The 24,717-nt window shown below is 57.4% G+C and carries 22 protein-coding genes; 18 read left to right on the top strand and 4 right to left on the bottom strand.

The window, feature by feature from the left end; all coding sequences use genetic code 11:
* Positions 1-199: 199 nt before the first annotated feature.
* On the bottom strand, positions 200-1,105 hold the full coding sequence (locus MHN28_RS01955) for a LysR family transcriptional regulator (protein ID WP_239335382.1): 906 nt from the start codon (positions 1,103-1,105) through the stop codon (positions 200-202).
* Positions 1,106-1,276: 171 nt separating this feature from the next.
* Between MHN28_RS01955 and MHN28_RS01950 the strand changes: the two genes are divergently transcribed.
* From MHN28_RS01950 to MHN28_RS01905, 10 genes are all read left to right on the top strand, one after another.
* Entirely contained in the window at positions 1,277-4,696 is a 3,420-nt protein-coding gene (locus MHN28_RS01950; protein ID WP_239335380.1) for an indolepyruvate ferredoxin oxidoreductase family protein, read from the top strand.
* Positions 4,697-4,776: 80 nt separating this feature from the next.
* Positions 4,777-5,655 carry a lysophospholipid acyltransferase family protein gene (locus MHN28_RS01945; RefSeq protein WP_239335378.1) on the top strand — a complete coding sequence of 293 codons (879 nt, stop codon included), beginning with the start codon at positions 4,777-4,779 and terminating at the stop codon, positions 5,653-5,655.
* Positions 5,656-5,663: 8 nt separating this feature from the next.
* Positions 5,664-6,473 carry a glutamate racemase gene (murI, locus tag MHN28_RS01940; protein WP_239335376.1) on the top strand — a complete coding sequence of 270 codons (810 nt, stop codon included), beginning with the start codon at positions 5,664-5,666 and terminating at the stop codon, positions 6,471-6,473.
* Positions 6,474-6,567: 94 nt separating this feature from the next.
* A complete protein-coding gene (gene argC, locus MHN28_RS01935) occupies positions 6,568-7,596 on the top strand; it encodes an N-acetyl-gamma-glutamyl-phosphate reductase (protein WP_239335374.1) in 1,029 nt (342 codons plus the stop codon).
* Positions 7,597-7,603: 7 nt separating this feature from the next.
* Complete coding sequence (ccmE, locus tag MHN28_RS01930; protein ID WP_239335372.1) at positions 7,604-8,050, top strand: cytochrome c maturation protein CcmE; 447 nt, start codon at positions 7,604-7,606, stop codon at positions 8,048-8,050.
* Positions 8,051-8,171: 121 nt separating this feature from the next.
* A complete protein-coding gene (locus tag MHN28_RS01925) occupies positions 8,172-8,783 on the top strand; it encodes a holin-associated N-acetylmuramidase (protein WP_239335370.1) in 612 nt (203 codons plus the stop codon).
* Positions 8,774-9,352, top strand: a complete 579-nt coding sequence (locus tag MHN28_RS01920; RefSeq protein WP_239335368.1) for a holin family protein — start codon at positions 8,774-8,776, stop codon at positions 9,350-9,352. The genes MHN28_RS01925 and MHN28_RS01920 overlap by 10 nt, the downstream gene beginning before the upstream one ends.
* Positions 9,353-9,427: 75 nt before the next feature.
* Positions 9,428-11,392 carry a heme lyase CcmF/NrfE family subunit gene (locus tag MHN28_RS01915; protein ID WP_239335367.1) on the top strand — a complete coding sequence of 655 codons (1,965 nt, stop codon included), beginning with the start codon at positions 9,428-9,430 and terminating at the stop codon, positions 11,390-11,392.
* A complete protein-coding gene (locus MHN28_RS01910) occupies positions 11,389-11,844 on the top strand; it encodes a cytochrome c-type biogenesis protein (protein ID WP_239335366.1) in 456 nt (151 codons plus the stop codon). Before MHN28_RS01915 ends, MHN28_RS01910 begins: the two co-directional genes overlap by 4 nt.
* Before the next feature lie 74 nt (positions 11,845-11,918).
* Complete coding sequence (locus tag MHN28_RS01905) at positions 11,919-12,695, top strand: enoyl-CoA hydratase-related protein (RefSeq protein WP_239335365.1); 777 nt, start codon at positions 11,919-11,921, stop codon at positions 12,693-12,695.
* Between the two features lie 5 nt (positions 12,696-12,700).
* Here the strand turns inward: MHN28_RS01905 and bmt are convergent, their stop codons facing one another.
* On the bottom strand, positions 12,701-13,717 hold the full coding sequence (bmt, locus tag MHN28_RS01900; RefSeq protein WP_239335364.1) for a betaine--homocysteine S-methyltransferase: 1,017 nt from the start codon (positions 13,715-13,717) through the stop codon (positions 12,701-12,703).
* A 118-nt stretch (positions 13,718-13,835) separates the two neighbouring features.
* The gene (locus MHN28_RS01895; RefSeq protein WP_239335363.1) at positions 13,836-14,153 is read right to left on the bottom strand and encodes a DUF1476 domain-containing protein; all 318 of its coding nucleotides are present in this window, start codon (positions 14,151-14,153) and stop codon (positions 13,836-13,838) included.
* 187 nt (positions 14,154-14,340) lie between these two features.
* On the opposite strand from MHN28_RS01895, the gene purC reads away from it, so the two are divergent.
* From purC to MHN28_RS01860, 7 genes are all read left to right on the top strand, one after another.
* Positions 14,341-15,096 (top strand): phosphoribosylaminoimidazolesuccinocarboxamide synthase, encoded by a 756-nt coding sequence (gene purC / locus MHN28_RS01890; RefSeq protein ID WP_239335362.1) that lies wholly within the window; start codon positions 14,341-14,343, stop codon positions 15,094-15,096.
* Positions 15,097-15,230: 134 nt separating this feature from the next.
* A complete protein-coding gene (locus tag MHN28_RS01885; protein WP_239335361.1) occupies positions 15,231-15,899 on the top strand; it encodes a MarC family protein in 669 nt (222 codons plus the stop codon).
* Between the two features lie 118 nt (positions 15,900-16,017).
* Positions 16,018-16,248 carry a phosphoribosylformylglycinamidine synthase subunit PurS gene (purS, locus tag MHN28_RS01880; RefSeq protein WP_109311572.1) on the top strand — a complete coding sequence of 77 codons (231 nt, stop codon included), beginning with the start codon at positions 16,018-16,020 and terminating at the stop codon, positions 16,246-16,248.
* Between the two features lie 22 nt (positions 16,249-16,270).
* Positions 16,271-16,939, top strand: a complete 669-nt coding sequence (gene purQ, locus MHN28_RS01875; RefSeq protein WP_239335360.1) for a phosphoribosylformylglycinamidine synthase subunit PurQ — start codon at positions 16,271-16,273, stop codon at positions 16,937-16,939.
* A gap of 36 nt (positions 16,940-16,975) precedes the next feature.
* Positions 16,976-18,754: an ATP-binding protein gene (locus MHN28_RS01870; RefSeq protein WP_239335359.1), complete on the top strand. Its 1,779-nt coding sequence runs from the start codon at positions 16,976-16,978 to the stop codon at positions 18,752-18,754.
* 12 nt (positions 18,755-18,766) lie between these two features.
* Complete coding sequence (locus MHN28_RS01865; RefSeq protein WP_239335358.1) at positions 18,767-20,101, top strand: sigma-54 dependent transcriptional regulator; 1,335 nt, start codon at positions 18,767-18,769, stop codon at positions 20,099-20,101.
* A gap of 510 nt (positions 20,102-20,611) precedes the next feature.
* Entirely contained in the window at positions 20,612-23,530 is a 2,919-nt protein-coding gene (locus MHN28_RS01860; protein ID WP_239335357.1) for a ribonuclease E/G, read from the top strand.
* Between the two features lie 46 nt (positions 23,531-23,576).
* Here the strand turns inward: MHN28_RS01860 and MHN28_RS01855 are convergent, their stop codons facing one another.
* Positions 23,577-23,810: a sulfurtransferase TusA family protein gene (locus MHN28_RS01855; protein ID WP_239335356.1), complete on the bottom strand. Its 234-nt coding sequence runs from the start codon at positions 23,808-23,810 to the stop codon at positions 23,577-23,579.
* Positions 23,811-23,915: 105 nt separating this feature from the next.
* On the opposite strand from MHN28_RS01855, the gene MHN28_RS01850 reads away from it, so the two are divergent.
* Positions 23,916-24,668, top strand: coding sequence for a cytochrome c biogenesis CcdA family protein (locus tag MHN28_RS01850; protein ID WP_239335355.1), 753 nt, complete (start codon positions 23,916-23,918; stop codon positions 24,666-24,668).
* Positions 24,669-24,717: the final 49 nt, after the last annotated feature.

The raw sequence follows: 24,717 nt of genomic DNA, 5'->3' as shown, positions 1-24,717 counted from the left end.
CCCGCTGAGCCGATAAATCCGCGCAGTAGGCAAAAAAAAGGCCGAGCACTAAGCTCGGCCGTAGTCCAACAGGGAGGTATGAAGATGATGAGCGTTTCAGCATCACCGCCTTCGAATGTCGATTTAGGTGGCGGTTTGTGAACTATCAAGGGTTTTAAGACTGATCGCAGATCATTCCCGCTATGCTATTTGCGCATAGCTATAGTTTTCCCATCTGCTTCAACTGCTTGCGCTGAGCAATGATCTCGTCCTGAACAAAGTCCCTGAACGCCGCGACCCGTTTTGAATGGCGTAATTCCTCGGGGTAGGCGAGGTAGACGGGGACATCCGCCGTTTCGATATCCGACAGGATCGGAACCAGATGCGGAAAGTCTTGCGTCACGTAATCCGGCAACACTCCGATACCCAGATTGTGCAGCACGCCTTGCAAAACGCCAAAGTAGTTGTTGACCGTCAACAAAGAGGTGGGATTGAAGGTCATCAGGTGCCGGACCATCATCGCGCTGGCACCCACCTGCGGAGCGGATGGAGTCTGACAGATCAACCTGTGTTTTGAAATTTCTTCGGGCGTGGCGGGAGTGCCGTGTTCTTCAATGTATCCCTGCGTTGCGTATAGCTGCATCTGCACGGTCATCAGGCGTTTGCGCACAAGATCGGCCTGGCTGGGCTCTTTCATGCGGATGGCGACGTCAGCCTCACGCATGGGCAGGTCCAGAACACGTTCCTCCAGCATCAGGTCGATGTTGAGGTCGGGGTATTGCTCGTACAGTTTCGGCAAGCGCGGGGCGAGCCAGAGGGTGCCAAAGCCAAAGGTCGTTGTGACGCGCAGAACACCAAATACTTCCTCTTCGCTGTCCCGAATGCGCGCTGCAGCGGCGTCCAGCCGTTTGGACATGGCCGAGGTGGCATCGAACAGAAGCTCCCCCTGTTCCGTAAGAATCAATCCGCGTGCATGCCGGTGGAACAAGGTAGAATCGAGCGATTCTTCAAGCGCTCGTATCTGTCGGCTGACAGCCGATTGAGACAGGTTTAGCTTGTCTCCCGCATGTGTCAGGCTGCCTGCGTCGGCAACCGCGTGAAATATCCTTAGCTTGTCCCAATCCATCGCCGCAACTTTCGTGATCCTTTCGAAGACCTATATGAAATAGGTAACAAGTTCTACAATCAAGCTGTTGAAACGTTACGATAACAGCGCGGTAAGCGCTATACAGGTCAGCTTATTTGACCTAAAATGTGAAATAATGAAGCACACTGATCTGACGAGGGGAGGCGTCTGATGAGTCAGCCACAGATATCGCTAAACGACCGGTTTGATCTGGAAAAGAACCCCGTTCTTCTGAACGGGACGCAGGCGCTGGTGCGTTTGATGCTGATGCAAAAGGCCCGCGACAGACAAGCGGGACTGAACACTGCGGGGCTGGTCACCGGTTACCGCGGCTCACCACTTGGTGCCGTAGATCAGCAGATGATGCGCGCCCAAAAACAACTGGCCGAAAGCGATGTCACCTTTCAGTTCGGCTTGAACGAAGACCTCGCCGCAACGGCGCTTTGGGGCAGCCAGCAGGCAGGACTGCGCGGGGACGGAAAGTTCGATGGCGTATTCGGTTTGTGGTACGGCAAAGGCCCGGGCGTTGACCGTTCCGGCGACGTGATGCGCCACGCGAATATGGCGGGCACGGCCAAGCATGGCGGCGTCTTGATGGCTATGGGTGACGATCATACGGGCGAAAGCTCGACCGTATTGCATCAGTCCGAATGGTCCTTGGTCGATATGTACATGCCCGTGGTAAGCCCCGCAGGTGTTCAGGAGGTATTGGACTACGGCATCTACGGCTTCGCACTCAGCCGGTTTGCCGGGGTCTGGGTCGGTCTGAAGACGATGAAGGACACGATTGAGGTCACATCAGTCGTGGATGGTCGCCCTGACCGTATGAATCTGGTGATGCCAGAATTCGATATGCCCGAAGGCGGGCTGAACATTCGGTTGGTCGACACGCCGCACCTGCAAGAGGCGCGGGTGATTGATTACAAACGCTTTGCAGCCGAGACGTTCTCGCGCGCCAACAAGATGGACCAGCGCGTTTGGGGCAAGCCCGGTGCCAAGATCGGGTTCGTGGCAGCGGGAAAGAACTGGCTGGATCTGGTCCACGCCATGTCTTTGTTGAATATCGACGAGGCCGAGGCTGAGCGTCTGGGCATTACCACCTACAAGATCGGACAGACGTTCCCACTGGACATGGCGGGGTTTCGCGACTGGGCCGAGGGGTTGGACCTGATTGTAATCATTGAGGAAAAGCGCAAACTAATCGAGGTTCAGGTCAAAGAGACCATCTTTGACGATCGGCGCGGTCGCCGTGTTTATGGATGGTACAAAGGCGGTGCAGGAGCGTTGCACCGCGAAGAGTTGTTCCCGACACGGGGTGCGCTTGACCCAATCATGATCGCCGAAAAACTGGGCGGTATCCTGATCGAAGAAGGGCGCGATACCGACGGTGTCCGCGCCGGGATGGCCAAGCTGTCCGAGGCCCGCCGGGCTGACAATGCCGAAGAAATCGCAACACGGTTGCCCTACTTCTGCTCGGGGTGTCCCCATAACAGCTCGACTAAACTACCCGAAGGCAGCCGTGCATACGCGGGAATTGGCTGTCACTACATGGTGCAGTGGATGGACCGCGAGACCACCGGGTCCACTCAAATGGGCGGTGAGGGAGCAAATTGGATCGGCGAAGCGCCGTTTTCAACGACCAATCACGTGTTCCAGAACATTGGCGACGGTACGTATAACCATTCGGGCGTTCAAGCGATCCGGGCGGCTTTGTCTGCGGGGACCAACGTCACTTACAAGATCCTGTTTAACGACGCAGTGGCGATGACCGGCGGGCAGGGCAACGATGGCGACTTGACTGCGGAGCGGATCGTGGCTGAGGTCAGGGCCATGGGCGTTCAGCACGTGGCTTTAGTTTATGACGAAAAGGAAGACTTGAACTTCAAGGCCTTGCCAATGGGTGTGGAGACTTTTGAGCGCGCTGAGCTTATGAACGTACAGAAGAAGTTCCGCGAGATCGAGGGCGTCTCGGTCATCGTTTACGTGCAGACCTGCGCGGCGGAAAAGCGTCGTCGCCGCAAGCGCGGTGCGTTCCCGGATCCGGACAAACGGGTATTTATCAACTCGGACATTTGCGAAGGCTGCGGGGATTGCGGTGTTCAGTCGAACTGTGTCTCGATTGTGCCGAAGGAGACGGAACTGGGACGAAAGCGCGCGATCGACCAATCGAGCTGCAACAAGGATTTCTCTTGTCTGAATGGGTTTTGCCCGTCGTTCGTGACGTTGGAAGGTGCCAAAATTCGGAAAGAGGCAACCACCGAGATTGATTTGCCGGACCTGCCGATGCCAACGCTGCCGACGATCACGGGCACGCATAACGTGGTAATCACCGGCATAGGCGGAACCGGAGTTGTGACCCTGGGCGCTGTCTTGGCGCAGGCCGCTCAGATCGACGGCAAAGGTGCCGGGATGATGGAGATGGCAGGGCTGGCTCAAAAGGGCGGTGCGGTTCACATCCACTGTCGTTTGGCGAACAAACCCGAAGACATCAGCGCCATTCGCGTCGCGACCGGAGAAGCGCATGCGCTGATCGGTGGTGATCTTGTCGTGTCGGCCGGGGCGAAGACCCTTGGCCTAACCCGCACCGGTCAGACCGGCGCGGTCGTAAACAGCCATGAAACGGTGACAGGTGATTTCACGCGGGACACCAACTTCCAAATTCCCGGCGATCGCCTGGAACTGGCTCTGCAAGCGAGGTTGAAAGAGGATCTGTCTCTGTTTGATGCCACAGATCTTGCGCGCGCCGTGATGGGCGACTCGATCTACTCAAACATGATGGTCTTTGGCGCGGCGTGGCAACGCGGCCTGCTTCCGATCAGCCATGAGGCCGTAGTTAAGGCGATTGAGCTGAACGGAACCGCCGTTGAGCGCAATAAGCGCGCGTTTGACATTGGCCGCTGGGCGGTTCTGCATCCCAGTGATGTCAGTGATATCTTGAACCCTAAAGTGGCCGCACTGCCCAAGACACTGGATCAACTGATCAACTTCCGTGCGCAGCATCTGACGGATTATCAAAGTGCCCGGTTGGCGAAACGGTACCGCAAGCTTGTCGACAGCTTTGAAGATTCCTCAATCCGCGAAACCGTGGCCAAGGGGTATCACAAATTGCTGTCCTACAAGGACGAGTACGAAGTTGCGCGTCTGTTGCTGAGCAGCCGTGACAAGGCCGAGGCTGAGTTTGACGGCGATTTCAAGATGACCTTCCACCTCGCGCCGCCGATTCTGGGCGGCAAAGGTGCCGATGGTCGTCCGCGCAAACGCACATTTGGCGAATGGATGTTGGGCCCGCTGAAACTTCTGTCGAGATTGAAAGGTCTGCGCGGAACACCTCTGGACATCTTTGGATACAGCGCAGAACGACGGATGGAACGGGCTCTGATCCGGCAATATGAACGTGATCTCAAGGAGATAACACCTTTGATTGCACCTGAAACTCGCGATGCAGTTGTCGCATTGGCCAGTTTGCCGTTGGAAATCAGGGGATTTGGCCCGGTTTTGCGCGAAAACGAGGCTAAGGCCGCAAAAAAGCGAGAGGAATTGCTGGAAATCATCCGTAAAGGCGGACCGGAAATGCGGGCTGCGGCGGAATAATTCGTCACAACGCTGTCACGATAACTAGGCAAAATTGTTACGTACACTTATCTAGCAGTAGCCAACAGCCGGAGTCTTCAATGCCCTCGCGCCGCCATGTCGCTCGTGACATCTCTTATGCTCATTCCGCCGAAACCAAGAGCGGACGCATGGTCATAAAGCTGATGGAGAACACAACGGGTCGGATGCGCCTGATCAAGCGCGCGGACGGGTACGAGAAAGAGGTCGCTAACGGCCGCGATTTCTGGTCGGTTATGGTGGATCGCTATGGTTTGTCACTGGATGTCGTTAGCGGGTCGCTGTCGAACATCCCGCGAACCGGCCCTCTGATTCTGATCGCGAACCACCCGTACGGAATTCTGGACGGGTTGATGATGGGTCACATGCTGTCGGAAACGCGCTGCGATTTTCGTATTCTGGCGCACCGGGTGTTTCGCAAGGCCGAGGACATCAACCGCATCATCCTGCCGATCTCGTTTGACGAGACGAAGGAAGCGATGAAGCTGAACCTAGAGACGCGCAAGACGGCGCTGAACTATCTGGATGAGGGCGGTGCCATCGGGATTTTCCCGGGTGGCACAGTCAGCACTGGGCTGAAGCCGTTTTCGCATCCGATGGACCCGGGTTGGCGCGGTTTCACAGCTCGTATGGTGGCCAAGTCGGATGCCACGGTCGTGCCCGTCTTCTTTGATGGCCACACGTCGCGCCTGTTCCAGATCGCCAGCCATATGCACAACACTTTGCGCATGGGGCTTTTGATCAAAGAGTTCAAAAAGCGGGTCGATACGCCGGTGAAAGTCGTGATCGGCGAACCGATCGGGCGCGACGTATTGGACCCGTTGGGCAAGGATACGCGCAAGATGATGGATTTCCTGCGCAAAGCCACGTATGAGCTGTCCCCAAAGCCGTTGAAGTCCTATGACTACGGCTATGAATTTGAGGAACGGCATCGCGCCTGAAGGGGCAAATGGCAGTAGGCATCTTTGATTCTGGATTGGGCGGTCTGACCGTCCTGAACGCCGCGCAGAAACGTCTGCCGGACGTGGATTTTCTGTACTTTGCGGACAGCGCACACGCGCCTTACGGGGTGCGGGACGCCGAGAACATCTATGACCTGACGCGTAAGGCAGTGAACGACCTTTGGAACCGGGGCTGTGATCTGGTGATTCTGGCCTGCAACACGGCCAGCGCGGCCGCTCTGCGGCGTATGCAGGAAGAAGGTGTGCCTGAAGGCAAGCGTGTTCTCGGTGTATTCGTGCCATTGATCGAGGCGCTGACCGAACGGCAATGGGGCGACAACAGCCCGCCGCGCGAGGTTGCGGTCAAGCACGTGGCCCTTTTCGCCACGCCGGCGACGGTTTCCAGCAGGGCGTTCCAGCGTGAACTCGCATTCCGGGCTATTGGCGTGGATGTTGAAGCGCAGGCCTGCGGTGGTGTGGTTGATGCCATCGAAGATGGTGACATGATTCTGGCCGAGGCGTTGGTGCGTTCCCATGTGGACGCGCTGAAACGCAAGATGCCGGAACCGCAGGCGGCCATTCTTGGCTGTACGCATTACCCGCTGATGGCCGAAACCTTCCAAAAGGCGCTTGGCCCGGATGTTCAGGTGTTCAGCCAGGGCGATCTGGTGGCCGAAAGTCTTGCCGATTACCTGCAGCGGCACCCGAATATGCAGGGCAACGGGCTAGGGGGCTTTCTGACCACAGGAAAGCCGGATTTCGTCAGCGACCGCGCGACCCAGTTTCTCCGACGACAAATCTCGTTCGAAGCGGCCTGACTTAGGTCAAGGACCGTGCCTATCTGATTCCGTAAATCAACGACCGTCACATCGGCGGTCGTACTCTGTGACACACTGAAGCAAGAGGTCTGACATGACCCACAAAATCGCAATTCTGGGCGCATCCGGTTACACCGGCGCCGAACTGGTGCGGCTGATCGCCGAGCACCCGAACATGGACATTGTCGCGCTGTCGGCCGAGCGTAAAGCAGGCCAATCCATGGCACAGGTCTTTCCGCATCTGCGCCATATGGACCTGCCGGACCTGTGCAAAATCTCCGAGATCGATTTCTCGCAGATCGATCTGTGTTTTTGTGCCCTGCCGCACAAGACCAGTCAGGAGGTCATTCGGGACCTTCCCAAGACGCTGAAGATCATTGATCTATCTGCTGACTTTCGTCTGCGCGACCCGGAAGAATACGAGAAATGGTACGGCAACCCGCATGCCGCACTGGAGCAGCAGGAAGAGGCCGTCTATGGCCTGACCGAGTTCTACCGTGACGAAATCCGGACTGCCCGGCTTGTCGCCGGAACGGGCTGCAACGCGGCGACTGGGCAGTACGTGCTGCGCCCATTGATTTCGGCTGGTGTCATTGACCTGGACGACATCGTGTTGGACCTGAAATGCGCAGTATCCGGAGCAGGGCGGTCACTAAAGGAAAACCTGCTACACGCGGAACTCAGCGAGGGTTACAACGCCTATGCGATCGGCGGAACCCATAGGCATCTGGGAGAATTCGATCAGGAATTTTCGGCACTGGCCGGGCGGACCGTTCACGTGCAATTCACGCCGCACCTGATCCCCGCCAATCGGGGTATCCTCGCGACAACTTACGTCAAGGGCGATCCGGCAAGCGTGTATGAAACGTTGGCCAAGGCCTATGAAAACGAACCTTTTATCCAGATGCTGCCGTTCGGCGAAGCGCCCTCGACCCATCATGTGCGGGGGTCGAACTTCTGTCATATTGGCGTCGTAGGCGACCGGATCGAAGGTCGCGCCATCGTGATCGGCGCGCTGGATAACCTGACAAAAGGTAGCAGCGGGCAAGCCTTGCAGAACGCCAACCTGATGTTAGGTGAAGATGAAACCCAGGGGCTGATGATGGCCCCTCTATTCCCGTGAGGACGGTATGAAAACGCTCAAGAAACGTCGTCGAATTCAGGTCATTGTGCTGGCAGCGGTCGCTCTGGCGTTGTCCACGACGTTGATTGGGTACGCGATGCGGGATGGCATCAACTTTTTCCGCTCGCCCAGCCAGGTGATCGCTGAGCCGCCCAAACCGACCGAGGTGTTCCGAATTGGCGGGCTTGTCGAAGAGGGCTCGATCATTCGGGGTCAAGGTGAAACTGTGCATTTTGTTGTAACCGATGGCGGTGAAAGCGTGCCTGTCGCATTTACCGGTGTATTGCCGGACCTGTTCTCAGAAAGTCAGGGCATGGTCGGCACCGGTTCTTACGTGAATGGTGTCTTTGAAGCCACTGAAATTCTTGCGAAACACGATGAAACCTATATGCCGAAAGAGGTGGTGGACGCCCTGAAAGAGCAAGGCGTTTACCAAGAGGCCGACGAAGGCTGAGCTAGTAATAAATCCGACATCGAAACAGGGCGTTGCGTGCAAAAGGCATGTAGCGCCCTTTTCGATTCCCCGAAATTAGGAATTTTGCCTGAGCCTTTGCACACCACATGCGGAGGGTGCGATGCAAACGGTTCGGCAAATTGCGACTGAAATCGTGGGGCGCGAAGGCGGGTTTGTTGATGACCCGGACGATCCGGGCGGCGCGACCAAGTACGGCGTGACCGTTCACACGATGCGGCGACTGGGTTTGGATCTGTCAAGTGACGGTTCAATTGATCAGACGGACGTGCGACATCTAAGCAAAACCCAGGCAGTCGATATCTTTGTGCGCCACTACTTTGAGCTTCCGCGCCTGGGATTGCTGCCCTCGACGATCCAGCCGTCGGTTTTCGACATGTATGTCAATGCCGGTGCTCAGGCCGTCCGTATTCTGCAGCTGCTTTTACGGGAAATGGGTTGCGACGTGGCTGTTGATGGGGTGGTCGGCCCTCAGACGGCTCAAGCGTGTGAACGCGCTGCGAGGCCGGACCCGGTTACGTTTCGGGACGCCTATGGGATCGCGCGGCGCAATTACTATTTTCGCCTCGCGGATCGCAGGCCGTCTTCCCGGAAGTATGCGCGCAGTAGGGCAGGCGGGAAAGGTGGCTGGATACGGCGGGCCGAGGAATTCGTGTCGCCGTCCTATCATCTCAGCGAAGCGGAGTTCAAAAGGAGGGTTTCGGGGTGGGATTGATCTCGGGTGTGCTGGCGTTCTTGTTTGGTGGTGACAGGAATGTCATCCGTGAAACCGCTGAAATGTTTCGAGAAAATTCCGAAAATGGGGCCGAGCGGAATCTGATGGTGCGCCAGCAGGCGGTCAGCCAATTCGGGGCCGAATTTCAGGGAGCGGCAAAAAGCGCGTTCGACCGGTTTATCGACGGTCTCAATCGTCTGCCCCGGCCTGCAATGGCGCTTGGAACGCTTGGGCTTTTTGTTGCGGCAATGGTGGATCCGATTTGGTTTTCGGCCCGGATGCAGGGAATCGCTTTGGTGCCAGAGCCATTGTGGTGGCTGCTGGGCGTGATCGTGTCTTTCTATTTCGGCGCCCGGCATCAAGCCAAAGTACAGGAATTGCAGAGGGAAATTTCGTCAACGATGGCCCGTACCCCGCAAGTTCTCAGAAATTTGCAGGCATTGGAGGCGATGCGGGCTAAACCATTCGGCTCTGCCAGCCCAGGTTTGGACGTGGAATTGGCCGAAGACGCCACGCAGCCTGACGCGAATCCGGCGCTGGAGGATTGGCGGCGCAGAAGATCAGGCTGACCCGCGACACTATGCTCGCCGATTAGGGGCGAAAGTGATTGGTGCTTACCCGGCAACAGGATTATATCCGGGGCCATGATTACAGAACTTGGCCACTTTGCCCTGATCCTCGCCTTTCTTGTCGCCATTGTGCAGTCAATCGTGCCTTTGATCGGCGCAGCTAAACGATGGACCGGGTGGATGACGTTTGCGGAGCCTGCCGCAATCGTTCAGTTCCTCTTGGTCTCGTTCTCATTTGGCGCACTGGTCTGGGCCTTCATTACGTCGGACTTTTCTCTACGGATAGTTGTTGAGAACAGCCATTCAGCAAAACCAATGCTCTACAAGATCAGCGGAACATGGGGGAATCACGAAGGCTCGATGCTGTTGTGGGTCCTGATCGTGTCATTGTTCGGCGCGATGGCTGCGTTCTTTGGTGGGGGCCTGCCGCCGACCCTAAAAGCCCGCGTGCTGGCCGTTCAGTCGGCGATTGCGGTAGCCTTCTTCGCGTTCATCCTGTTCACGTCGAACCCGTTTGACCGGCTTATCGTGGCGCCGTTCGATGGGCGTGACCTCAACCCTCTGCTGCAGGACCCGGGTTTGGCCTTCCACCCACCGTTCCTGTATCTGGGTTATGTGGGCCTTAGCATGGCCTTCAGTTTCGCCGTGGCAGCCCTGATCGAAGGGCGCGTTGATGCGGCTTGGGGTCGATGGGTGCGTCCTTGGACACTGGCGGCGTGGGTCTTTCTGACCATCGGTATCGCTCTGGGATCGTGGTGGGCTTATTACGAGCTTGGTTGGGGTGGCTTCTGGTTCTGGGATCCGGTCGAGAACGCCTCGTTCATGCCATGGCTTCTGGCCGCTGCTTTGCTGCATTCTGCCATTGTGGTCGAGAAGCGCGAAGCATTGAAAAGCTGGACAATCCTTCTGGCGATCATCGCATTTGGCTTTTCGCTGATCGGAACCTTCATCGTCCGTTCAGGGCTGCTGACTTCGGTTCACGCCTTTGCCAATGACCCGGAGCGCGGCGTATTCATCCTGTTCATTCTGGTGATCTTCATTGGAGGCGCGCTGACCTTGTTTGCGGCCCGTGCGCAAGCGATGGAGGCGAAAGGCGTGTTCAGCATGGTCAGTCGCGAAAGTGCGTTGGTGCTGAACAACATCCTGCTGGCCGTCAGTTGTTTTGTCGTGTTCTTCGGCACACTTTGGCCGATGGTGGCTGAAATGGCGTTCGACCGAAAACTCTCGGTCGGTGCACCATTTTTCAACGCAGCCTTCACGCCCTTTATGGTGGCGCTGGGTATCGTGTTGCCGGTCGGGTCCATGCTGCCGTGGAAACGGGGTAAGCTGGGTAAGACGGCGTATTCACTGCGCTATGTGTTCGCTCTGGCTGTTGCTTTGGCCCTGTTGGTCTGGGTTATGCAGACGGGCCGCAGCGCGTTGGGTCCGGTTGGCCTGTTCCTTGGGGCATGGATCACCTTTGGCGCCGCGGTGGATTTGTGGAGCAGGACGGGCCGCAAGGGCAACTTGCAGCGCTTGTTCCGTCTGCCCGGAGCTGATTGGGGCAAGGCCGTTGCTCATACCGGCCTTGGCGTAACCATCTTTGCGATCGCCGGCCTGACTGCGTGGGAAGTCGAAGACATTCGGGTTGCGCAAAAAGGGCAGCCATTCGACGTGGGTGAGTTTACACTGACGCTGGAAGGCGTCCGCGAAGTTGAGGGACCGAACTATTTCTCGACGATGGCCGATGTGCGGGTCGAAAAGAACGGTCGCCCGATGAAAACGCTGCATCCAGAGAAACGCAACTACCCGGTTGCCCGGATGCCCACGACAGAGGCCGCGATCGACTATCGCTTTTTCGGTGATCTCTACGTCGTGATTGGTGACCAGCAGGCTGACGGCGGTTGGGTCATGCGGACCTACATCAAGCCGCTTGCAAACTGGATCTGGGGCGGGTGTATCTTAATGGCTCTGGGAGGGTTCCTGAGCTTGTCTGACCGCAGGTTCCGGGTCGCGGCAGGCGCACGCAAGGCGCCGACTGGCGGAGTACCGGCGGAATGAAGCGTCTGATCCTGATATTCGCATTGATCGCATCGCCGCTGTTTGCGGTGCAACCGGATGAAGTTCTGGATGATCCGGTTCTGGAACAGCGCGCGCGCGATTTGAGCACGGGGCTGCGCTGTCTCGTCTGCCGGAACGAGAGTATCGACGAAAGCAACGCCGAACTTGCCCGCGACCTACGTTTGCTGCTGCGTGAGCGTTTGGTCGCCGGTGATACAGATCAAGAGGCCATTGCCTATATCGTGGACCGCTATGGCGAGTACGTGCTTTTGAAACCCACCACTACAGGTTCAAATCTGATGCTATGGCTGGCTGGTCCGATCATGCTGCTGATCGCCGCAGCAATGGGCTGGAACTTCTTGCGCAAACGGTCTCAGGCCGTTGGAAAAGAAGCCAAAGACGGACTGAGCGAGGACGAAAAAGAGCGTCTGCGCCAGATTCTTGACGACTGACCTACCGTCCGTCTTTCCCTTCGCCTTTAATTGAGTCAGGGTTCCCCATGTCGTGAGCATGGGGAGAGGACTGCATGGACTATGAGGCTATAATGCTGGATACCACTGACAATTTGGCAGTGGTAACTCTGAACCGGCCCGACAAGATGAACGCATTGACGGCACAAATGCGCGCCGAGGTCACTCATGCGATGACGCACGCGGCCCGCCATGTCCGTGCAATCGTTTTGACCGGAGCAGGAAATGCGTTTTGCTCGGGACAGGATCTGGGGGATTCTTCCAGCACCGGCAAGATCGATCTGGAACGGACCCTGCGCGACGAATACGATCCGATGCTTGAAGCGATCTATAATTGCCCGGTTCCAACCATCGCCGCCGTAAACGGACCGGCTGCTGGGGCAGGGGCGAATATCGCGCTCAGCGCGGATGTGGTGATCGCCACCGAAAGTGCGTATTTCCTGCAGGCATTCTCACGCATTGGCCTGCTGCCTGACGCTGGCGGAACTTGGTTTTTGCCGCGACAGATGGGTTTTGCCAAAGCAATGGGCGCGGCGTTGTTTGCCGAAAAGATCAGCGCCCGGCAAGCCGACGAATGGGGTATGATCTGGGAAGCCGTTGCGGACGATGAGTTCGACGCACACTGGCGTAAGAGGGCTGATTATCTGGCCAATGGCCCAACAACCGCTTTCGGCGCTATTAAGCAAGCGATCCGAGGGACTTACGACAATACGTTACCGCAACAACTAGCGATCGAGGCGCATCTGCAGGGCGATTGCGGTCGGTCACGCGACTTTGCCGAAGGTGTGGTGGCCTTCATGGAAAAACGCCCCGCGAAATTCGAGGGGCGCTGAGAGATTTAAGCGCGGCGGCGGCGTCGTGCGCGCCGCTCAGGCACTGCCGCGTCATCTTCGGTGCCATCCGAGGCGGACGAGAACGGACCCAGAGCATCTGTGATCTGATCCAATGTCGGCCGTGTCCCGCGGCTGGTCGTGTCCAATGCCTCGCGCATTTTGCGCAGGTGATCCGGCATGGTGCCGCAACAGCCGCCGATGATTGTGGCACCGGCATCCCGCGCCATGGCCGCATACTGGCCCATCAGTTCGGGCGTGCCGTCATAGTGGATGTGGCCATCCACGTATTTTGGAATCCCGGCATTGCCCTTCGAAATCACCGGACGTTCCGTTCCCTGCGCCGCAAAGCCCAACACCGTGCGCAGAATGTCCGAAGCGCCGGTTCCGCAGTTCGCACCAAAGGCAATGGGCGGGTTGGGCAGGGTTTCGACCAGTTGCGCCAGGTCCGCTGAGGTAACCCCCATCATGGTGCGTCCGGCGGTGTCAAAGCTCATGGTGCCACACCAGGGCATACCGGCCAGTGCAAAGGCCTCAGCCGCTGCCTTGAATTCCTCGGGTGCGCTGATCGTTTCTACCCACAGAACGTCTACGCCACCATCCTTGAGTGCTTCGGCTTGCTCATGGAACATTTCGACAGCACCGGCATGGGACAGGCTGCCAACCGGCTCCATGATCTCGCCCGTTGGGCCAACGGAACCTGCAACAACCACGGTGCGTCCTGCCTTGTCGGCCACTTCGCGGCCGAGTTCAGCCCCGATCCGGTTCAGTTCTCCAACACGATTTTGAGCGTCATGCAGTTTCAGGCGCGCCGATGTCCCACCAAAGGTGTTTGTCAGAAACAGGTCGCTGCCTGCGTCAACTGAACCTTGGTAAAGCGCCCGGATCTTGTCCGGGGCATCGACGTTCCAAAGCTCAGGAGCGTCGCCAGATTGCAAACCCATGTTGAACAGATTCGTGCCCGTGGCGCCGTCGGCCAGCAAAGCATCTTTTGATTCCAGAAGTTTATTGAGCGCGTTTGTCATGGGGCATTCCCAAAAGGCCGGTTTTGGCCGTTAAAAATATAGACGCCCCGTGTCTCACGACCGGGGCATCAAATCAAATTCATAAAACTCATGAAGATCATGAGTAGAGTAACTTACCTTACTCGGTTTCGGTCATTACTTGCGCTTTGGCTTCGGGCAGTAGTTCAGCCAGTTTGGCGCGGACTTCGTCGTCGGAAGACAACGAACCCAGATCACCCGAGACTTTGCGCACGACATCCTCGTGCCCGGCTTCTTCAAAATCGGCGATTACCACGGTTTTGGCGTATGCTTCTGCTTCATCGCCGGATTTGCCCAGCTTTTCAGCGGCCCAAAGGCCCAGCAATTTGTTGCAGCGGGCTTCGACTTTGAACCGCATTTCTTCGTCATGGGCGAATTTGGCCTCAAAAGCTTGTTCGCGTTCGTCAAAAGTGGTCATTGGTTGGGGACCTCATGGATTACATCTTCTTTACTGATGATATGACTATAGGTGCGCTCCGGTGCAAGGGATTTGCGCTGCGTCAAAGCCTCTCGGCCCACTGAACTTGCGGGAAAGGGGGGCTTAGACTATGAGGGCGCCAACGCGAAGGGACTCATTCCCTCGCCCCGGACTGGAAAGGTCGCACATGGCGCGTCGCAAGAAAATCTACGAAGGTAAGGCCAAGATTCTGTACGAAGGCCCGGAACCGGGAACCATCGTGCAGTACTTCAAGGATGATGCCACCGCATTCAATGCGGAGAAAAAGGATGTCATCGACGGCAAAGGGGTCCTGAACAACCGCCTGAGCGAGTTCTTCATGACCGGCCTCAACCAGATTGGCGTGCCCACCCATTTCATTCGCCGCCTGAACATGCGTGAGCAATTGGTGCGCAACTGCGAGATCATTCCTCTTGAGGTGATCGTTCGCAACTATGCGGCCGGGTCGATCTCCAAGCGTCTTGGGATTGCCGAAGGCACGCAGCTGCCGCGTCCGATTGTCGAATATTGCTACAAAGACGATGCGTTGGGTGATCCGTTGGTGACCGAGGAACATATCGCCGCCTTCGGCTGGGCCAGCCAGCAGGACATGGACGATATCCTCAGCCTGGCACTGCGGGTGAATGATTTCATGAGCGGCATGATGCTGGCCGTCGGTATTCGTCTGGTCGATTTCAAGATCGAAATTGGCCGTGTGTTCGACGGTGACTTTCAGCGTTTGATTATCGCCGACGAGATCAGCCCCGACAGCTGCCGTCTGTGGGATATCGAAACTGGTCAGAAGCTGGACAAGGACGTATTCCGTCGGGATCTGGGCAACCTGACCGACGCCTATTCCGAGGTCGCGCGCCGTCTGGGCGTTTTGCCCAAAAGCAACGTGACCAAACCGACGCTGATCAACTGATCACCCTCCGGGTCCATAAATTTGCAAAAGCGCTGCCGGTGTATCCGCAGCGCTTTTTCTTTGCGCTGCGAAATTGACAGCCCATCCAAATGTCTCACATTGTCGGGTTAGATAATCGGACGGTGACCAAAGCAATGGCTGAATTATTCGACCAGGCGGTTTTTCTTAAGTTTCTCGCGGCGTTGCTGGCGATCTTCAATCCCTTGTACGGAATCCCGATTTTCCTCAGCATGACCGACGGTTACTCGGCACCCGAGCGCCGCAGGGTGGCGTTTATCGTGACCGGTACAGTGATCATCGTTGGATTGATTTCCGTTGTGATCGGAGAAGAAATTCTGGCTGTGTTTGGTATAGACATACCCTCATTCCGTATTGCCGGAGGGCTAATCATCTTTGGCATCGGGATGTCGATGCTGAACGCATCGGACCGGCCCAAAGGGGATCAAATGGCTGCGGAAGAAGGGCATAAGAAGAAAGAGAATATAGCCGTGGTCCCGCTTGCCATCCCCTTGACCATTGGACCCGGCACCATTGCGATCACTATCGTGTATGCCCATACACTTTCCGATGGCGCCGAAGTGGTGACCCTTGGCAGCGCAATCGTGATTGCCTGTCTGATCGTCGGTGTGGGTTTGTTGTTTGCTGATCCAATTGCACGTCTCTTGGGGATGACGATGATCAACGTCATCACGCGCGTCATGGCTCTGATACTTGTGGCGGTTGCGATTGAGATGGTTTTGACCGGAGTGTTCAACTCGATTGATACGCATTATCCGGGGCTGATTTCGGGCGGAAGCGGGTAACCCGGCCCCATGCGGTCATGTGTCCGTTTCAAGAAGGCTTGTCCAACGCCACCAAGCACGCTATCCCCCGCGCAACGGAACGGGCCTGAAAGCAGGGCCCTCAGTTGGAGTTGCGAGAATGAAAGCACGTGTGCATGTGATGCTCAAGAACGGGGTTCTGGACCCGCAGGGTGAGGCAGTGCGTCACGCATTGGGTGCCATGGGCTTTGATCAGGTCGAAGGTGTGCGTCAGGGCAAGGTGATTGATCTTGAACTGGCCGAGGGCGCGACCGAGGCGGACATCACCGAGATGTGCGAAAAACTGTTGGCCAATACGGTCATCGAACGCTACGAAATCGAACTGGTCTGAACCCAACTCCGGAGGGCCCGCCATGCGCGCAGCTGTCATCGTATTCCCAGGCTCAAACTGTGACCGGGATCTTGCCGTCGCTTTCGAACAGGCAGGTTTTGAGGTCGATATGGTCTGGCACAAGGACGCCGCGCTGCCCGAGGGCGTGGATATCGTGGGCGTTCCGGGTGGTTTTTCCTACGGAGACTACCTGCGTTGCGGTGCCATCGCCGCGCAATCTCCGATTTGTAAGGCCGTGGTCGATCACACCGAACGCGGCGGCTATGCCGTCGGTATCTGCAACGGTTTTCAGATTCTGACCGAAACCGGTATCTTGCCGGGTGCTCTGCTGCGCAATGCCGGTCTGAAATACATCTGCCGCACGGTCGGCCTGAAAGTGGAAACCAGCGATAGCGCGTTCACCGAAGGCTATAACGCGGGCGATGTCATCGGTATCCCGATCGCGCATCACGACGGCAACTATTTTGCCGACGACGCCACACTGGCCAAACTGCAGGATCAGGACCGGATTGCATTCACCTATACCGAGAATCCGAATGGCTCGGTCGGCGATATCGCCGGTATCCTGTCCGAAAACCGCCGGGTGCTGGGAATGATGCCGCACCCCGAACGTGCGGCTGATGAAGGTCACGGCGGAACCGACGGGACGGCATTGTTCCGCGCATTGTCGGGCGTCCTCGCACCGGCGTGACTTGAGCTTACGACCCAGCCCGCGTAAATTTCCGGGATGAGTTCCGAAGTTCGCTCAGTCTGGTCCTTTCTGACAAAACCATTTCGCGGCGCGCCATTGGGTTGGCGGCTGCGTGTGGCGGTATTGTTCCTGTTGATCGCAACGGTCACAACTGTCTATGTCACTAACCGGCTGTTGACAGACCGTTTTACCGAATCCACTCGCAACCGGGCCGAAGTACGCCTGACGCTGTATTCCGGGAACCTGCTGAGCGAATTGCGCAGAAACGCGATTGTTCCCCAGCTTTTGGCGCGCGACCCCACATTGATTTCGGCGCTGCAATCCAGCGACTATTCGCTGTCCAGTCTACGGCTGATCTCCTTTGTCGAAGAGATCGGCGCGGCGTCCCTGATGTTGTTGGACAGCGATGGTCTTACCAGGGCGGCTACGGACAGAAACCGATTAGGCGAAGGGCACCGAAGTTCCCCGTATTTTATTGATGCCGTCCGATCGAACTCAACGATCTTTACGGTCATCGAAAAGGAATCCGGCGGCTACAGTTTCGTCTATTCGCGACGCATAGAAGCCAATGCCGAGATTCTAGGCGTCATCGTTGTCGAGGTTGACCTGCAGAAGTTCGAACGGGCCTGGGCCGGAATTTCCGATGCGGTGATGGTCACGGACAGCACGGGCACAATCATCCTTTCGACCGAACCGCAGTGGCGCGGGCTCGAGGAAAACGCTGCGCTGCGTCGCCAGCCGCCACAAGGGGCCATTCAGCGCGCCATTCGCGCCACGACCGACTGGACCGCACTGCCGCCAGACGGCTATCTGCAAGGCGAGGCGGTCATGCGTATGGAAACGCGCATCCCGTTTAGGGGTTGGAAAATGACCTCGTTCACCACTTACGCGTCGATTCGCGAGAAGGTGAACAGCGTCCTCGCGCTCGAGATCATGGGCTTTGCGATTCTTCTGGCGCTGGCCTTCTACGCGCTGAGCCGCCGGGCCACGTTCCGAATGGCCCTGTTTCAGCGCGAGTCGGCAGAGCTTCGCGCATTGAACACAAGGCTAAAGCGGGAAATCGCTGAGCGGGAACGGGTTGAAAAGACACTGGAAGTTGCCGAGCAGACGCTTGCCCAAAGCTCAAAATTGGCGGCGTTGGGTGAGATGTCAGCGGCGGTCAGTCATGAGCTCAATCAACCTCTGGCTGCAATGAAAACCTATCTGGCCGGGGCGCGTCTGTTGTTGCGCCGAAACCGGGCAGAAGAGGCGCTGGCCAGCTTCGGTCGGATCGACGGTCTGATCGAGCGGATGGGGGCGATTACCCGCCAGCTCAAATCTTATGCGCGGAAGGGCGCGGATACGTTTTCCCCTGTAAATCTTGGCGAAGCGCTGGCCACGTCCCTGTCCATGATGGAGCCGCAGTTGCGCCAGCGGCATGTCAAGATCACCCAGATCCTGCCGGATGAACCGGTCCTGGTCATGGGCGACCAGATGCGGATCGAACAGGTTATGGTCAACCTCTTGCGTAATGCGCTGGACGCCACCAAATCTGTATCAGAGCCGGACGTTGAGATTATCCTGGCCGCAGGCGATATGGCGGTGCTTACCGTGCGCGATAACGGGTACGGGATTGAAAACATCGAAAACCTGTTCGAACCGTTCTATACTACCAAACAGCCCGGTGACGGAGTTGGTCTGGGGCTTGCCATCTCATCGGGGATCGTGAACGACCATGGCGGACGGCTGACAGCACGCAACAGCCCGCAAGGCGGGGCGGTGTTTGAAATGCAGTTGCCGAGACTTGGAAGCGACGGCCTTGAGGCCGCGGAATAACGAGGAATGATTATGGCACAGGCCATGAAGATAGCCATTGTGGATGACGAACAGGACATGCGCCAGTCGATCAGCCAATGGCTGGCGTTGTCAGGCTATGACACCGAAACCTTTGCCAGCGCAGAGGACGCCCTGAAAGTGTTGGGTCCGGATTATCCGGGCATCGTGATTTCTGATATCAAAATGCCGGGCATGGACGGCATTCAGTTGCTGAAAAAGCTGATGGGGGCGGACAGCACGCTGCCCGTCATCATGATTACGGGCCACGGGGATGTCCCCATGGCGGTCGAGGCGATGCGTGTAGGCGCGTTCGATTTCCTCGAAAAACCGTTCAATCCCGACCGGATGTCAGAATTGGCCAAACGCGCCAGCAACGCGCGCCGGCTGACTTTAGACAACCGCGCGCTTCGGCGTGAATTGTCCGGCGGCACGCAGATCATGAACAAGCTGATCGGCGCCAGCCCGGTGATGGAACGCCTGCGTGAGGATATTTTGGATCTGGGGCAGGCGGATGGTCATGTGCTGATCGATGGCGAAACCGGCACAGGTAAGACGTTGGTTGCGCACGCCCTGCACGCGGTAGGCAGCCGGGCGGGCAAGAAATTTGTTCTGGTCTCCTGCGCCGCGCTCGAGGAAGAAGCGCTGTCGAAACGCCTGTTTGGCCCGATGATGCCGGAAGATGCGCAACTGCCTGCGATCGAAGAGGCGCGCGGTGGTACTCTTGTGCTTGAGGACGTCGAGGCGCTGAGCGACACTCTGCAGGCCCGGTTGCTGAGCGTGATGAATGATCAGGGGACCCCGGCCGAAACGCGGATCATCGCGATTTCCAACCTGCAGGAGGCTGGCAAGACCAGCGAAGACGTTCTGCGCCCCGATTTGTTCTACCGTCTGGCCGCGCTGCGGATCACGATGCCCCCTCTGCGCCAGCGCGGTGAGGATATCCTGACGCTGTTCACCCGGCTGAGTGAACAATTCTCTGAGGAATACGGCTGCGACGCCCCTCAGGTGAGTGCTCAGGAAGCGGCTCAGCTGTTGCAGGCACCGTGGCCTGGGAACGTGCGCCAACTGATCAATATCGCCGAACGTGCCGTCCTTCAGTCACGCCGCGGATCAGGGACGATTGCGTCGCTGCTGATGTCTGATCACGAGGAAATGCAACCTGTCATGACAACCGAGGGTAAGCCACTCAAAGAATATGTCGAGGCGTTCGAACGGATGCTGATCGACAATACCATGCGGCGCCATAAAGGCTCGATTGCCTCAGTGATGGACGAATTGTGCCTGCCACGCCGGACATTGAACGAGAAGATGGCGAAGTACGGGCTGCAGCGCTCAGACTACCTGTAAAAGCTGAGAGGGGGCCAGCCCCCTCTTGAGCCTTTGGCTCAATTCACCCCCGAGGTATTTCTGGCCAGATGAAGTGATCCCGGGGCCTTGTGTCGATCTTCTCGCAGTTTGCCCATTGTGTTTTCCACAGGACTGCTTTTATTGTGTCTGAACGGGCAGGGCTTCTTTGCGCCCAAAAGTCCCGAATCTTTGAGTTTCGCTGCTCTGCCGCTGATGGTGATCAATCCCGCATGGCAAAGCAGGCCGATTGTGCCCCGAACGGGGCGGTAGAACGCCTGAGCCCGCAAGAGCGGGCGAAAGGAATAAGTGGGCAGGCGGAGGCATTGACCGCGCCTGTCGGAGAAGAACCGCGATGACGCGCGCGCAACGACTGAGTATACGGGCAGGGGGCCACAGCGCCAGACCCTGCCGCGCGCCGTCCGATATCGCCCTGACAAGACACCACCCCAAAAGCGCCTGTCCCCCCGGACGGGTAAGGACAACGCGTTTGGCGCGGTGCACCAAGGACACATGGCTAAGAAAATGCTTATCGATGCCACCCACACCGAGGAGACTCGGGTTGTGGTGGTTGACGGAAACAAGGTCGAGGAGTTCGATTTTGAATCCGAAAACAAACGTCAGCTTGCTGGCAATATCTATCTAGCAAAGGTAACGCGGGTCGAACCGTCCCTGCAGGCGGCCTTTGTGGATTATGGCGGGAACCGTCACGGGTTCCTGGCTTTTTCGGAGATTCATCCGGATTACTATCAGATCCCGGTCGCCGACCGCGAAGCGCTGATGGAAGAAGAGCGCGCTTATGCCGAGGCGATGAAGGCGCGCGATGAAGCTGATGAGGCGAAACCGAAAAAACGCCGGTCTCGCTCGCGGACCAAGGCTGCTGATGTAAAGTCTGACGATGCTGTGGAATCGATCGAGGTTTCTTCGGAACCCACCGGCATGGAAACCATAGATCTGGATGAAAGCGAAGAAGGTGCTGACGTTGCAGTGCCGGAAGGCACATCTCCGGCAGATCATGTTGCTGAAACCCCGGTTGAAGAACCTGTCGATGAAGGGGAAACCACGGAGCCGCAGGTTGAGGCTGAAGCGGTTGTAGACGCCGAAGCTGAGGCCGGCGCAGAGGATGCAATCGCGACGTCTGAGGTGGAAGCCGAGGCTTCCGAAAATACTGATGAAACCCCGGCGGAAACCGCTGAGGAAGAGCAGGACGTCGAAGCAGAACCGGCACCTGAAAGTGCAGCGGACGAATCCGAAGATACGGTAAGCGAAGTTGAGGCTCCGGCAGAAGAGGGTGAAGCCGCTGAAGAGGCATCGTCCGAGGATGACGAAAAGTCCGAGGTTGAGGCCCGGGCTGATGCGACGTCCAAGGACGACTCGATTGAATCCGTCGCAGACGAAGATGACAGCGAAGACATTCGTCCTGTTCGCAAGCCGCGTCCGCGCCGGTACAAGATTCAGGAGGTCATCAAGGTTCGCCAGGTTCTGCTGGTACAGGTCGTCAAGGAAGAGCGCGGCAACAAGGGTGCCGCCCTGACAACGTACCTGTCACTGGCGGGTCGGTACTGCGTACTGATGCCGAATACCGCGCGCGGTGGCGGAATCAGCCGCAAGATCACCAACGCACCTGACCGTAAAAAGCTCAAGGAAATCGCGGCAGAGATCGACGTACCTACAGGTGCTGGCCTGATTATCCGCACAGCGGGTGCCAAGCGCACAAAATCCGAGATCAAGCGCGACTACGAGTATCTGCAACGCATGTGGGAGCAGATCCGCGAACTGACGCTGAAATCCATAGCGCCCGCGAAGATTTATGAAGAGGGCGACCTGATCAAACGGTCGATCCGTGATTTGTATAATCGCGAAATCGATGAGGTTCTGGTTGAGGGCGAGGGCGGATATCGCATTGCCAAAGACTTCATGAAGATGATCATGCCGTCGCACGCCAAGAACGTGAAAAGGTATGAGGACGCGCTGCCGCTATTTGCACGCTATCAGGTCGAAAGCTATCTGGCGGGAATGTTCAATCCGACCGTTCAGCTGAAATCCGGTGGCTACATCGTGATTGGCGTGACCGAAGCGCTGGTCGCAATCGATGTGAACTCGGGGCGGGCGACCAAAGAGGGTTCGATTGAAGAAACCGCGCTCAAGACCAACCTTGAAGCCGCCGAAGAAGTTGCCCGCCAGCTGCGCCTGCGCGACCTGGCCGGTCTGATAGTCATCGACTTTATCGATATGGACGAGCGCAAGAACAACTCGGCCGTCGAAAAGCGGCTGAAGGAAAAGCTGAAAACCGACCGCGCGCGCATTCAGGTCGGCCGGATTTCGGGCTTTGGCCTGCTGGAGATGAGCCGTCAGCGTCTGCGCCCCGGTATGCTGGAGGCAACTACGCAGCCTTGTCCGGCCTGCCACGGTACCGGTCTGATCCGCTCGGATGACAACATGGCGCTGACCATTCTGCGCCAGATCGAAGAGGAAGGAACGCGGCGCCGGTCACGCGAAGTGCTGGTGCGCTGCCCGGTCAGCATCGCCAACTTCCTGATGAACCAGAAACGCGAACATATCGCCCAGATCGAGGCACGTTACGGTCTCTCCGTGCGTGTCGAAGGCGACGTGCATCTGGTCAGCCCCGATTTCTCGATGGAGAAGTTCAAGACCGCCAGCCGGTTTGTCCCCGAAGCCAGCGCTCCGGTGGTCTCAGTCGATGCGTCTTTGATGGATCTTGTCGACGCCAACGAAGAAGAGCAGGTCGAGGAAGAATCCGTTCAGGCCGAAGAAGAAACCAAGCCCAAGCGCAAGCGTCGTCGCCGTCGTCGGAAGAAGAGCAACGGCTCTGGCGATACCCCTGAGGTGAATGCCGAAGAGGGTGAGGCTGTTGCAGCCGAGGCATCGGAAGAGGCTAAGACCGTAACGACGGAAGAGGCTGAACCTGAGGGTGACGCTGTCGAAACCGCTGAAGAGGAAAAAGCCGCCAAGCCCAAACGCCGCCGTGCGCCGCGTCGCAAGAAGAAAGACGCGGAACCCGTTGAGTCAGAGGGAGAAACCCCCGCTGAGGCCACTCCGGAAGAAGCTGCGACTGATGAGGCGACCGTAGCGGTTGAGGAAACCGTGGTAGTGGAAGTGGCGGCCGAGCCTGTCGACGTCGCTGTGACCGAGGAAGCCCCCTTGGAGGTGGTTGATGAAACCGCTGCAGAGGTGGAGCAGGTCGAAGCCACGGCTGAACTGCCTGAACCTGAAGCAGATAATACCGCCGAGGCTGAGCCCGCGCAGGAAGAACAGCCCGAGCCCGTGGCTGCAGTGTCCGCAGACGAATCGCAAGAGCCTGCGGAAATCGCTGCTGAGGAAGTTTCCGAGCCGGTTCTCGAGGTTGTCGCCGAAGAACCGGAACAACCTGCAAAGCCTAAACGGCGTGGCTGGTGGTCGTTAGGTCAGTAAAAAGAAAAGGCGGGCCAAGTGCCCGCCTTTTTCTTTTGGATCTATATCAGTCGGATTTTTGGATCAGATAGATTTGATGCCCGTCTGCGTCTTCCTGGGACAACAATTGGTGTCCGCTTTCAGAACAGAAATGTGGTACATCAATGATAGCGGCCGGGTCATCCGCCAGCACTCGTAGAACGGCCCCGGCAGGCATGGATTTCAGGCGCTTGCGCGCTTTGAGGACGGGCAGAGGGCACAGCAGACCCAACGCATCAAGTGTTTCTGACGGATTTGACATAAGGTTCAGATATTTCCACTTTGATGCGGTGTCCAGCGTGCAACCACGAGGATGTGACCGAATGGCCCCGTGACGTTGCCGGCCACATGACATATGTGCTGAGACATGTTCGGAATTGAAATCATAGACGCAGGCCTGCTGCCTGCCATGTTGGTCGCCATGCTAGGCGGGCTCATCAGCTTTCTGTCGCCTTGTGTTCTGCCCATCGTTCCGCCGTATCTGGCGTATATGAGCGGTGTGACGATCAATGAGATGCAGGATCAGGCCCAAGCGCGGCGCAAGGCAACACTGGCTGCGCTGTTCTTTGTTCTGGGTCTTTCTACGGTGTTTCTGCTGCTGGGCTTCACCGCATCGGCATTCGGGGCCTTTGTTCTGCAGAATCAGGTTCTGTTTGCGAAGATTTCCGGCGCGGTGGTGATCGTCTTTGGTCTGCACTTCCTGAACGTCATCCGAATTCCCTTTCTTGATCGCGAAGCGCGGATCGAAACCGGTGACTCCGGCGGATCTGTGTTTGGGGCCTATATTCTGGGCCTCGCTTTCGCATTTGGTTGGACCCCGTGTATCGGACCCCAATTGGGAGCCATCCTGTCGTTGGCAGCGTCCGAGGCATCGGTGGCGCGCGGAACGCTGCTGCTGGGTGTTTACGCGGCGGGCCTGGGCATTCCGTTCCTTCTGGCTGCGATGTTCCTGAACCGATCGATGACAGTGATGAACCGGATCAAACCTTATATGGGCACGATCGAAAAAGTGATGGGCGGCCTGCTTTTGTTCGTCGGCATCATGTTGATCACGGGCCTGTTCACCGAGTTCAGCTGGTGGCTGCTGGAAACATTCCCGGCGCTTGCGAATTTCGGATGATCTACTGATCTGACTTACCTTGACGCTCAGGCTGCGTTAACCTGAGCCG

It is taken from the genome of Ruegeria sp. Ofav3-42, assembly GCF_022347725.1.
GTDB lineage: Bacteria > Pseudomonadota > Alphaproteobacteria > Rhodobacterales > Rhodobacteraceae > Ruegeria.
This window is presented reverse-complemented; position numbering and strand designations above follow the sequence as displayed.